Raw genomic sequence first — 11,711 nt, 5'->3', positions numbered from 1 at the left:
TAAAAAAAACCGGTACGATGCCGCACCGGTTATGACATGTTGGTAGAAGTCAGATAGCGACAGGCGCTTTGATGGCCGGATGCGGATCGTAGCCTTCGATTTCGAAGTCTTCGAAACGGTAGTCAAAAAGCGACTCAGGCTTACGTTTGATAACCAGTTTCGGCAGCGCGCGCGGTTCACGGCTTAATTGCAGACGCGTTTGTTCCAGGTGATTGCTGTAAAGGTGGGTGTCGCCACCGGTCCAGACAAAATCGCCCGGTTGCAGATCGCACTGCTGAGCCATCATATGCACCAGCAACGCATAGCTGGCGATGTTGAACGGCAGACCAAGGAACACGTCGCAGGAGCGTTGGTAGAGCTGGCAGGAGAGCTTGCCGTCCGCCACGTAGAACTGGAAGAACGCGTGGCAAGGGGCCAGCGCCATTTTGTCCAGCTCACCTACGTTCCATGCGGAGACAATAATGCGGCGTGAATCCGGGTCGTTTTTCAGCTGGTTAATCACTGTTGTGATCTGGTCGATATGGCGGCCGTCAGGCGTAGGCCACGCGCGCCACTGTTTGCCGTAAACCGGGCCAAGATTGCCCTCTTCGTCGGCCCATTCGTCCCAGATGGTGACTTTGTTTTCGCGCAGATAGGCAATATTGGTGTCGCCCTGCAGGAACCACAGCAGCTCATGAATAATTGAACGCAAATGGCAGCGCTTGGTGGTCACCAGCGGAAAGCCGTCCTGCAGATTAAAACGCATCTGATGGCCAAAAATAGACAGCGTGCCTGTCCCGGTGCGGTCGTTTTTCGGGGTGCCTTCATTCAGCACCTTTTGCATCAATTCTAAATACTGTTTCATGGTTCCTCAGGAAACGTGTTGCGGCGAACGATGGCGGTACGCCCAAATCATCATGATTGCGCCTGCAACGATCATCGGAATGGAGAGGATCTGCCCCATGCTGATGTATTGCACCCACTCGCCGGTAAACTGCGCGTCGGGCTGGCGGAAGAACTCAACGATGATACGGAACGCGCCGTAGCCAATCAGGAACAAGCCGGAGACCGCGCCCGTCGGGCGAGGTTTGCGAATAAACAAGTTAAGGATGATAAACAGCACAATGCCTTCCAGCGCCAGCTCGTAAAGCTGAGACATATGGCGCGGCAACATGCCGTAAGTATCAAAAAGCGATTGCCACTCCGGATGTGAAGGCAGCAGCGCCATATCTTCCGCGCGTGAGCCAGGGAACAGCATGGTATAGGGGAATGACGGATCAACACGTCCCCACAGCTCACCGTTGATAAAGTTACCCAGGCGCCCTGCGCCAAGGCCAAACGGGATCAGCGGCGCAATAAAATCAGAAACCTGGAAGAAGCTGCGTTTGGTGCGTCTGGCGAAGATAATCATCACCACAATCACGCCAATCAAACCGCCGTGGAAAGACATGCCCCCGTCCCATACGCGGAACAGATAAAGCGGATCGTCCAGGAAAACCGGGAAGTTGTAGAACAGCACATAGCCGAGACGGCCGCCGAGGAAAACACCGAGAAAGCCCGCATAAAGCAGGTTTTCAACTTCGTTTTTTGTCCAGCCACTGCCCGGACGATTCGCCCGGCGCGTTGCCAGCCACATCGCAAAAACGAAGCCTACCAGGTACATTAATCCGTACCAGTGGAGAGAAACCGGTCCAATGGAGAAAATCACCGGATCAAAGTCCGGAAAATGCAGATAGCCACTGTTCATCTGTCACCACAACTTGTTGTTATTCCGCCGAAAGTGGACAGCGGTTCACCTACGCGACCGCAATTGCTGGCCGCTCCAAAGCTGCGAATCATAGCATAAGGCACCGCGAGCGGGTGGCGGCGAAGTTGTAAAAGTTATGTATATCCCTGAGCCAGCTAAATTCCGCCGCGAATCAGACCGCCCAGCCCACGCCGTTCCATAAATGCGGCAATTTGATGACGCACTTCTGTCGCCAGTTGCGCATCCAGCGTACGTCTCGCCAGCGTTTGCGCCTCTTCACAGTCAATGCGCCGCAGCAAATATTTAATGCGCGCCACTGAGCGTCCGTTCATGGAAAGATGGCGGTATCCCAGACCAATAAGCACGGCGACGCACATCGGATCACCGGCCATTTCGCCGCACAAACGGATATCAATGCCTAAGCGTTCTGCTTCACTGGCAATCATCGCCAGCGCCCGCAGCACCGCCGGGTGCAAGCTGTCGTACATATTTGCTACACGGGTATTGTTACGATCGACGGCCAGGATGTATTGCGTCAGGTCGTTGGTGCCAACCGAGATAAAATCGACGCGGTTCGCCAGGTGCGACAACATAAACACCATTGACGGCACTTCCAGCATCACCCCGATACGCGGTTTAGGAATGGCGTAACCAATCATCTCTTCGACTTCACGACCGGCGCGTTCAATCAGTCTGCGCGCTTCATCGATTTCGTCGATGCTGGTGATCATCGGCAACAGAATGCTGAGATTCCCGGTAGCCGCATTGGCACGCAGCATGGCGCGCACCTGCACCAGGAAGATTTCCGGCTGGTCGAGGGTAATCCGAATACCGCGCCAGCCAAGGCAGGGGTTCTCTTCGCTGATGGGCATATAGGGCAGTTGCTTATCCGCGCCGACATCCAGCGTACGCAGCGTCACGGGCTTGTCGTTAAACATCTGCAACATGCCCTGGTATTGCGCCACCTGTTCCTCTTCGGACGGGAAACCACTTTGCAACATAAACGGGATTTCGGTGCGATAAAGCCCAATACCGTCAATGCGGCTACCCAGTTTCTCTTCATGTTCCGGGCTTAAACCCGCGTTCAGCATCACCTTCACCCGCTCGCCGCTTTTAAGCTGCGCGGCCAGGTTCACATCATCTTCGGCAAGGCGGCTGAGTTCATTCTCTTCACTGATAAGGCGCTGGTATTCCTGCAACAGCACCGGTTCAGGATCCACCAACAACTCGCCGCGATAACCGTCCACCACCAACATGCGACGTTGCAGCACGGCGGGCTGGATATCTGCCCCCATTACCGTCGGGATGCCAAGCGCACGCACCATAATTGCCGCATGCGAGTTTGACGCGCCATCGCGCACCACCACGCCCGCCAGCCTGTCGTGCGGCAGCTCTGCAAGTGTGGTGGCGGAGAGTTCCTCGGCAACCAGGATAAAGCGCTCCGGCCAGCTGTTTGGCCCCGAAATAGAGTCATCGAGGTGGAATAACAAACGCTGGCCCAGCGTGCGCAAATCCCCTGAACGCTCTTTCAGGTAGCCATCGCTGAGCGCAGCGAACTGTTCGGCAAAACGTTCAATAACCGTTTTGACCGCCCATTCCGCCACCACGCCTCTATCGACTTCCTCAAACAGATCACGGCGCAGGCGCGCGTCGGAAAGCAGGTGCGAATAGAGGTCGAAAATTGCTGCCGTCTCTTTTTGCGCCCCGGCGGCGAAACGTTTGCTGTAACGGCGAAATTCGTTGGCGGCCTCTTCCAGAGCCGCCGTGAGCCTTTCGCGCTCAAGCGAGGTATCAAGCGTCGAAGCCGGATAAACCTGCTCCATTAACGGCAGCGTTTCGTCAACCCAACCTTCAGCGATAGCAACACCAGGTGCTGCCGGTAAGGCGCGAATTCGCGTCTGCCGATACTGACCAAACAGCGCGTTTAATTGTGACTGGGAGAGAATGGCCGCCATCTGGGTGGCGAGCGTAACCAGAAAGGACTCTTCGCTTTCATCGTACTGGCGTAGCTCACGCTGTTGTACCACCAGCACGCCAAGCAACTGACGGCGCTGAATAATAGGTACGCCAAGAAAAGCGCGAAAGCGCTCTTCTTTTACAGCGGGAATATATTTAAAACTGGGGTGTTTTTGTGCATCCGCCAGGTTGATGGGTTCCGCCAGCCTGCCTACCAGACCGACAATCCCCTGATCGAATGCGAGCGTGACAGTGCGACCACGCGGCTTTTTTAAACCGCGCGTCGCCATCAGGTAATAACAACGCCGGTCGTGATCTGCGAGATAGACCGAGCACACTTCGGTTTCCATCGCCAGACAAACGTCGGTAACCAATATTTCCAGCGCTTCATTAAGGCGTGGCGCGCTGGCGACTTTCTCAACTATTTCTCGCAGTCGGGTGAGCATAATATGGGTGGCTTAACCTCGTTTACGTCGCCAGGCAGGCGCGCTTTGCGGCTTCGGAGGCGTTTCCTGAAGCGACATCACCGCGCTTGCAAACTCTTTCATCACCCGCCGGTAGACATCGCGTTTAAACGACACTACCTGGCGAACAGGATACCAGTAGCTCACCCAACGCCAGCCATCAAATTCGGGCGTACTACTGGTCTGCATGTTGATCTCACTATCGTTACCTATCAACTGCAAAAGAAACCATTTTTGTTTCTGGCCGATACAAACCGGCTTTGTGTCCCAACGCACCAAACGTTTCGGTAACTTGTAACGCAACCAGTTACGCGTAGAAGCAAGGATACGAACATCTTTACGACTTAAGCCCACTTCCTCGAACAGTTCCCGGTACATTGCTTGTTCCGGGGACTCGCCAGGGTTAATCCCCCCCTGGGGGAACTGCCATGAGTGCTGTCCAAAGCGTCTGGCCCACATGACCTGACCTTGTCGATTACAGATTACGATTCCCACATTTGGGCGGTAGCCATCGTCATCAATCACCGGACTACCTCAAAAAAAGTCTGAATAAAGCGATTGTTTCACACTCCCGGAAAACGGTAAACCACTCTATGACAGGGATACGAACGAATAACATTTGAATAACTCACAGTAATCATCAAAGTTATAAACAGAAAGCGATGCTGACGACGGTTTTTATTCACCTTTTCTGTGGATAGAGTTGTGAAAAAGTATGGAATTACCCAGGGAAAACCCGGAACAGTCTGAATAGCCCCGATTTACATCAAAGAAATAACATACAGCAATTCATGCAGTTAAATAGCTTTTCAACCGATAACAGCCCCATAATGTGACGATCATCACCTTAAGGATCCTGGCGCTGATGAAAGATCGAACAGAGCCGAATTTATCCACAGATTATGCCAATAAGTTAGGCACATTTTGTGCAGAATTTCGATTTTCATCGCACGTCAAGGCTGTAAATCGAAACAGTAGTGGCACTTTTCCCCAGTTATCCCACTTTTCTGTGGATAACATGGTGTAAGATCCTGTTTATTGTCAGTGACCAGATTTGGAAAACCCGGCGCACAGTTGCGCAACTCATCAAAACCCTCGTTAAATTCCTTTATAAATCATCTGCTTGCTCACACAGGACAGAAAAAGGTACACTGCCTGGCTACGGTGCAAAACTAGCGGTTATTTTTTAGACAAAAGGTTTTTAACATGTTCGCGTTGGCTCCTTTCACTTCACCGCCTGAATCAGAAGCGCAATTACTGGCCCAGGCGCAGCGCCTGGCGGGCTACACGCTCGGCGAACTGGCCACGCTGGCAGGCTTGCCCGTTCCGCGCGATTTAAAGCGTGATAAAGGCTGGACGGGTGTTCTGCTGGAGCTGTGGCTCGGCGCCAGCGCAGGCAGTAAACCCGAGCAGGATTTTGCCGCGCTGGGCGTTGAGCTAAAAACCATACCGGTGGATAACCAGGGACGCCCGCTGGAGACCACGTTTGTTTGCGTGGCCCCTCTTACCGGCAACAGCGGTGTCGTGTGGGAAACCAGCCATGTGCGGCATAAGCTCAAGCGCGTCTTATGGATTCCGATTGAAGGTTCACGCGAGATCCCGGTCGCGGATCGCCGCGTCGGTTCGCCGTTGCTCTGGAGTCCCAATGCAGAAGAAGAACAGCAGTTACGGCTCGACTGGGAAGAGTTGATGGACTTGATTGTGTTAGGCCAGGTCACCCGCATTACCGCCCGTCACGGCGAAGTGCTGCAACTGCGCCCGAAGGCGGCCAACAGTAAAGCGCTAACCGAAGCCATTGGCGAACATGGCGAAACCATTCTCACGCTGCCGCGCGGTTTTTACCTGAAAAAGAACTTCACCGGCGCACTGCTGGCGCGCCATTTTTTGCTCTCACCCTATTAATTTTTTGCCTACTCCACAGCGACGCTTATAATTAGCGCTTCTTTTTTTGGCAGGACTTTATAGAGATGTTATTTGCATGGATAACCGATCCCAACGCCTGGCTCGCGCTCGGTACGCTGACGCTGCTGGAGATCGTTTTAGGGATCGACAATATTATTTTCCTCTCTCTGGTGGTCGCGAAACTGCCTACCGCGCAGCGTAATCACGCTCGTCGGCTAGGTCTGGCTGCGGCGATGATCATGCGACTGTTGCTGCTGGCGTCTATCGCCTGGGTGACAAGACTGACACACCCGCTGTTCAGCGTGTTTGATCACAGCGTTTCGGCCCGCGATTTGATCTTGTTCCTCGGCGGTCTGTTCCTTATCTGGAAAGCGAGTAAAGAGATCCACGAATCGATCGAAGGCGAAGAGGAAGGATTGAAGACCAATGTGCATTCGTTCTTTGGCGCGATTGTGCAGATTATGCTGCTGGATATTATCTTCAGTCTCGACTCGGTGATCACCGCGGTGGGGCTGTCCGATCATCTGTTTATTATGATGGCGGCAGTGGTTATCGCCGTTGGCGTGATGATGTTTGCCGCGCGTCCGATTGGCGAGTTTGTTGACCGCCACCCGTCGGTCAAAATGCTGGCGCTGTCGTTTTTGATCCTCGTTGGCTTTACGCTGATTCTGGAAAGCGTCTCCATTCATGTGCCGAAAGGTTACATCTACTTCGCCATGTTCTTCTCCATCGCGGTTGAAACGCTCAACCTGATGCGAAATAAGAAGAATCCGCTGTAAACAAAACGCTTCCTCAACCGGGGAAGCGTTTTTTATCTTTGATCTGCCTTTAACAACTTTTTTCAGATTATCCTGCTTTTTCGTCTCCAGACAGCAAGTTATTACTAAACTTGTTGTCAGACGCATGCCACCAGAGGATCAGAATGATGAAGAAATGGGCAGTGATTATTTCCGCAGTGGGGTTGGCTTTCGCCGTTTCCGGATGCAGCAGTGATTACGTGATGGCGACAAAAGACGGCAGGATGATCCTGACCGACGGTAAACCGGAAATTGACGATGATACCGGGCTGGTCAGCTACCGCGATCAGCAGGGCAATAAGATGCAGATTAACCGCGATGATGTATCCCAGATTATTGAACGCTAAGAAATTGCTATAAAGGTCAGTTACCTGCTGGCCTTTATTTGATTTTTCTCTTTCCCTTTTTCCTCCCCTCTGCCATGTTTATATTCCTTTGTCAGGTCAACTGACGTTGTACTTTTAAGGAAGCCGGCTATGCAGTATCACCGTATCCCCCACAGTTCGCTTGAAATAAGCACCCTGGGGCTGGGCACTATGACGTTTGGTGAACAAAACAGCGAAGCCGACGCCCATGCACAGCTCGATTACGCCGTCAGCCAGGGCATCAACCTGATTGACGTTGCAGAGATGTACCCTGTTCCGCCACGTCCGGAAACGCAGGGTTTGACGGAAACCTATGTCGGCAACTGGCTGGCGAAACGCGGTAACCGTGAAAAACTGGTTATCGCCTCCAAAGTCAGCGGCCCAAGCCGCAACAATGACAGCGGTATTCGCCCGAACCAGGCACTGGATCGCAAAAACATCCGCGTGGCACTGGACGATAGCTTAAAGCGCCTGCAAACCGATTATCTCGATCTTTACCAGGTACACTGGCCCCAGCGCCCGACCAACTGCTTTGGCAAGCTGGGTTACAGTTGGGTTGATAGCGCGCCGGTCGTGACGCTACTGGAAACACTGGAGGCGCTGACCGAGTGCCAGCGCGCCGGGAAAATCCGCTATATCGGCGTTTCCAACGAAACGGCGTTTGGCGTGATGCGTTATCTGCAACTGGCCGAGAAGCATGAACTGCCACGCATCGTGACAATTCAGAACCCGTACAGCCTGTTAAACCGCAGCTTTGAAGTGGGTCTGGCGGAAGTGAGCCAGTATGAAGGCGTCGAGCTGCTCGCATACTCTTGCCTGGCGTTTGGGACGCTAACCGGCAAATATCTCAACGGAGCGAAACCCGCTGGCGCGCGCAACACGCTGTTTAGCCGCTTTACGCGTTACAGCGGTGAGCAGGCGCAAAAAGCGGTCGCGGCGTATGTGGATATTGCGAAGCGCCACAATCTCGATCCGGCGCAAATGGCGCTGGCTTTCGTGCGGCGTCAGCCCTTCGTCGCCAGCACCCTGCTGGGCGCGACGACGATGGAGCAACTGAAAACCAACGTGGAAAGTTTGCATCTCGATCTCAGCGCAGAGGTGCTGGCTGAGATCGAAGCGGTGCATCAGGTTTACACCTACCCCGCACCGTAACGGTTAACGGCGGCGCTGCCAGATCCACAGCGCCGCAATCGCCAGCGCAAAAATCACGCCAAAGCCAACGCCGGTGCCAATTACCGGCACACCCGCTTTCACCGTCAGCGAATACAGACCGAGCATCAGCAGCATGGCCATGTTTTCGCCGAGGTTCTGCACCGCAATCGCATTACCCGCGCCAACGGATTCTTTGCCAATCGCTTGCAACAGCGCATTCAGCGGCACCACAAAGAAACCGCCCAACATGCCGATCAACATCAGTACGCCGTAGGCTGGCAGTAACGCGTGTTGCAAGGAAAACAGCACCACCGCCACGCCAATGAGAATGCCGGCAGGCATACATCGCGCCACGGTTTCCAGCGTCACCAGCTTCGCCGCCAGCCCGGCACCGGCAACAATCCCCACGGCGACCATCGCGTTAAGATACGTTGGTGTCGCGTTATCGGTGATCCCGAGCGCCACCGGCACCCACAGCACCAACAGGAAACGCAGCGTCACGCCCGCGCCCCAGAACAGGCTGGTGCCGACCAGTGAGAAGCGCGTTTCACCGTTGCGCCACAGGCTTTTACAAGCGTTGAAGAAGCTGGATGTCATCGGTGTAAAGCGCCAGGATTGCCCCGGACGCGCAGCAGGCAACTTCGGGATCAGCAGATTGGCGATCACCGCTCCGGCATACACCAGCGCACAAACAGCAAGCGCCGCCAGCACATGCCAATCGGCCAGCACACCGCCAGCCATCGAGCCGAGTAAAATGGCGGCAATGGTCGACGACTCCATCAGACCGTTCGCTTTCACCAGCTTATCGCCGGTCGTGATTTCGCCAAGGATGCCGTACTTCGCCGGGGAATAGGCTGCCGCGCCCACACCTACCAGCAAATAGCCAATAAAAGGATTGATGCCGACGCAAATACTCGCCGCGCCAATCAGTTTCAGGCCGTTGGCAAACATCATCACCCGCCCCTTGGCGAAGCTGTCGGCGACCTGCCCGACAAAGGGCGCGAAAAGAATGTAAGCGCCCACAAACACCATCTGCAAAATCGGCTGGCTCCAGTCGGGATAAAACTCCGCTTTCAGCAGCGCCAGCGTGGCGAACAGCAGCGCGTTGTCGCCAAACGCCGAGAGAAATTGCGCGGCAATCACCGCCATCATCCCGCGCGACCACAGCGAGGAGTTAGTGCTTACTGACTCATGCATGTGTCGATTCCGCCTCTTCAATCATGCTTTTCAGGGTCACAAAATCAGGTTTGCCGCTGCCCAGCACCGGCAGTTGTTTCAGGAAGCGAATATCGCGCGGCACGGCAAGCTCCGGCACGCCCTGCGCCCGCGCCTGCTGTTGCAGCTTATCGCGCGTCAGTTCGCTGTCGGTAGTGAACATCACCAGCGCCTCGCCTTTGCTGACATCGCTCTTAACCACCGTGGCGTGCAGTTTCTCCGGCGACACCGCCAGCGCCAGTTGTTCGACAATCTCCAGCGAGATCATCTCCCCGGCGATTTTGGCAAAACGCTTCGCCCGTCCCTGAATCTGCACAAAGCCCTGCTCATCAAAACGCACGATATCGCCGGTGTCATACCAGCCCGCTTCCATGTCGCCATTGATATTTTCCGCGGCTGGCGCTTCCAGCACGCCAGGGTTTTCCACCCGCAGATAGCCGGTCATCACGTTGGGTCCTTTTAATTGCAGGCGGCCGCCGTCTTCAATGCCCGGTACCGCCATTAAACGCGCATCCATCCCCGGTAAGATCCGCCCGACAGTGCCGGGTTTTGCCGCCATCGGCACGTTAATGGAAACCACTGGCGCGCACTCGGTCACGCCGTAACCTTCGAGAATGCGCAGGCCGAATTTGTCCTGCCACAACTGACGGGTACTGTCCTGCAATTTTTCAGCACCGGCAACCACATAGCGCAAGCGGAAGAAATCATACGGGTTGGCGAAACGTGCATAGTTACCAAGGAACGTCGAGGTGCCAAACAGCACGGTGCAGTTACGGTCATACACCAGTTCAGGAACAATGCGGTAGTGCAGCGGGCTCGGGTAAAGAAACACCTCCGCGCCGGTGAATAACGGAGTGAGTAACCCCACCGTTAAGCCAAACGAGTGGAACAGCGGCAGCGCCGACATAAAGCGGTCGTTGGCGGTGAAATCCGCGATGGTTTTGATCTGCTCAACGTTCGCCAGCAGGCTTTTATGGCTATGCACCACCCCCTTCGGATTGCCCTCAGAACCGGAGGTGAAGAGGATCAGCGCCGGGTCTTCCGGTTTTTGCGGCAGCTGCGCTTTTAATGGCGTCAGCAGATGGCGGAAAATCCACAGTTTGTCTTCCCAGGTGACATCGCCTTTCAGATCTTCCAGGTACACCCAGCGCACCTGCGTGAGCTGCTCCGGCAGGTGCCACAGCTTGCCTTTATCCATAAACGTACGGGATGTGAAGATGGTTTTGATCTGCGCCGCCGTAATCGCACTACTCAACCCTTTGACACCGGCGGTGTAGTTCATCATCGCCGGGATGCGCGCACGCGCAATCGCGCCGAAAATCACCGCCGCGCTGATCCCGGCGTTTGGCAGCATCAGGCCGATTTTCTCGCCCGGCGCGCTGTATTTATCCAGAATACGGGCAACAAACAGCGATTTAGTCAGCAGCTTGCGGTAGCTATCCGGGGTGAAATTGATGTCTTCAACACAGTGCTTATTGGCGCCATAGCGATACTGCGCAGAAAGCAACGCTTCGAACAGGGTTTCGCGCGGACGCACGGCCATGCGCGCTTCCATCATGATTTGATGCAGCATTTCGCCCGCCAGCTTGCGACGGTCACGCGCACGCGGCGCATCCGGCATCGGCAGATTTGTTGGCGGCAGAATATGCAAGGTAATGCGCGGGAACAGGCGCTGTTTTACCAGCCCTTTCAGGCGGCTGAAGTAGGTTAGCTCCGCGCCATCGATACGCAGTGGAACCACCGTCGCGCCCGATTTTGCCGCCACGAACCCCGCACCGTCGTAAATTTTCATCAATGATCCGGAAACCGAAATGCGCCCTTCCGGGAAAATTACCACCGGACGCCCCTGTTCCACCAGCCGAACCAGGTGTTTAATCGACATCGGCTTGGTCGGGTCCAGCGGGACAAAATCAATAATTGAGCTTATCCAGCGCATGTACCACTGGGTGCTGATGGAGGTGTAGACCGCGAAAACCGGGCGTACTGGCAGAAACAACGCCAGCAAAATGCCATCAATAAAAGAGACATGGTTAGGGGTAATAAGCACACGTTCGCCGTGCAGCGCCTGCGTGTTGCCGGTCAGTTGTACGCGAAACAACACACGGAACAGGCCGCGGAAAAAGCCCAGTAGCAT

General features: G+C 54.8%; 10 protein-coding genes. 4 read left to right on the top strand and 6 right to left on the bottom strand.

What is annotated here, in order from left to right; all coding sequences use genetic code 11:
* Positions 1-49: 49 nt before the first annotated feature.
* The 4 genes from thyA to rppH all read right to left on the bottom strand — a co-directional run bounded on the left by thyA (position 50) and on the right by rppH (position 4,671).
* Positions 50-844, bottom strand: coding sequence for a thymidylate synthase (gene thyA / locus RT644_RS05400; protein WP_020455052.1), 795 nt, complete (start codon positions 842-844; stop codon positions 50-52).
* A gap of 6 nt (positions 845-850) precedes the next feature.
* The gene (gene lgt / locus RT644_RS05395; protein ID WP_045512476.1) at positions 851-1,726 is read right to left on the bottom strand and encodes a prolipoprotein diacylglyceryl transferase; all 876 of its coding nucleotides are present in this window, start codon (positions 1,724-1,726) and stop codon (positions 851-853) included.
* A gap of 155 nt (positions 1,727-1,881) precedes the next feature.
* Positions 1,882-4,128, bottom strand: coding sequence for a phosphoenolpyruvate--protein phosphotransferase (gene ptsP, locus RT644_RS05390; protein ID WP_020455054.1), 2,247 nt, complete (start codon positions 4,126-4,128; stop codon positions 1,882-1,884).
* A 12-nt stretch (positions 4,129-4,140) separates the two neighbouring features.
* Positions 4,141-4,671, bottom strand: a complete 531-nt coding sequence (rppH, locus tag RT644_RS05385; RefSeq protein ID WP_017457684.1) for an RNA pyrophosphohydrolase — start codon at positions 4,669-4,671, stop codon at positions 4,141-4,143.
* A 681-nt stretch (positions 4,672-5,352) separates the two neighbouring features.
* On the opposite strand from rppH, the gene mutH reads away from it, so the two are divergent.
* From mutH to RT644_RS05365, 4 genes are all read left to right on the top strand, one after another.
* On the top strand, positions 5,353-6,048 hold the full coding sequence (gene mutH / locus RT644_RS05380; protein ID WP_020455056.1) for a DNA mismatch repair endonuclease MutH: 696 nt from the start codon (positions 5,353-5,355) through the stop codon (positions 6,046-6,048).
* Between the two features lie 65 nt (positions 6,049-6,113).
* On the top strand, positions 6,114-6,827 hold the full coding sequence (locus RT644_RS05375) for a TerC family protein (RefSeq protein ID WP_020455057.1): 714 nt from the start codon (positions 6,114-6,116) through the stop codon (positions 6,825-6,827).
* Between the two features lie 146 nt (positions 6,828-6,973).
* Positions 6,974-7,192, top strand: a complete 219-nt coding sequence (gene ygdR / locus RT644_RS05370; protein ID WP_007370351.1) for a lipoprotein YgdR — start codon at positions 6,974-6,976, stop codon at positions 7,190-7,192.
* A 129-nt stretch (positions 7,193-7,321) separates the two neighbouring features.
* The gene (locus RT644_RS05365; RefSeq protein WP_020455058.1) at positions 7,322-8,362 is read left to right on the top strand and encodes an NADP(H)-dependent aldo-keto reductase; all 1,041 of its coding nucleotides are present in this window, start codon (positions 7,322-7,324) and stop codon (positions 8,360-8,362) included.
* A gap of 3 nt (positions 8,363-8,365) precedes the next feature.
* On the opposite strand, the gene lplT is transcribed toward RT644_RS05365, so the two are convergent.
* On the bottom strand, positions 8,366-9,559 hold the full coding sequence (gene lplT / locus RT644_RS05360; protein ID WP_313626086.1) for a lysophospholipid transporter LplT: 1,194 nt from the start codon (positions 9,557-9,559) through the stop codon (positions 8,366-8,368).
* Positions 9,552-11,711 (bottom strand): bifunctional acyl-ACP--phospholipid O-acyltransferase/long-chain-fatty-acid--ACP ligase, encoded by a 2,160-nt coding sequence (gene aas / locus RT644_RS05355; RefSeq protein WP_313626085.1) that lies wholly within the window; start codon positions 11,709-11,711, stop codon positions 9,552-9,554. The genes lplT and aas overlap by 8 nt, the downstream gene beginning before the upstream one ends.

The organism is Kosakonia sp. (assembly GCF_032104925.1).
Taxonomy (GTDB): Bacteria; Pseudomonadota; Gammaproteobacteria; order Enterobacterales; family Enterobacteriaceae; genus Kosakonia.
Note: the sequence above shows the minus strand (reverse complement) of the source record. Positions and strands in the feature narration are given on the sequence as shown.

Coding starts and splice junctions, on each gene's coding strand:
- thyA (WP_020455052.1), bottom strand. CDS start 844: ATGAAACAGTATTTAGAATTGATGCAAAAGGTGCTGAATGAAGGCACC.
- lgt (WP_045512476.1), bottom strand. CDS start 1,726: ATGAACAGTGGCTATCTGCATTTTCCGGACTTTGATCCGGTGATTTTC.
- ptsP (WP_020455054.1), bottom strand. CDS start 4,128: ATGCTCACCCGACTGCGAGAAATAGTTGAGAAAGTCGCCAGCGCGCCA.
- mutH (WP_020455056.1), top strand. CDS start 5,353: ATGTTCGCGTTGGCTCCTTTCACTTCACCGCCTGAATCAGAAGCGCAA.
- RT644_RS05375 (WP_020455057.1), top strand. CDS start 6,114: ATGTTATTTGCATGGATAACCGATCCCAACGCCTGGCTCGCGCTCGGT.
- ygdR (WP_007370351.1), top strand. CDS start 6,974: ATGAAGAAATGGGCAGTGATTATTTCCGCAGTGGGGTTGGCTTTCGCC.
- RT644_RS05365 (WP_020455058.1), top strand. CDS start 7,322: ATGCAGTATCACCGTATCCCCCACAGTTCGCTTGAAATAAGCACCCTG.
- lplT (WP_313626086.1), bottom strand. CDS start 9,559: ATGCATGAGTCAGTAAGCACTAACTCCTCGCTGTGGTCGCGCGGGATG.
- aas (WP_313626085.1), bottom strand. CDS start 11,711: ATGCTACTGGGCTTTTTCCGCGGCCTGTTCCGTGTGTTGTTTCGCGTA.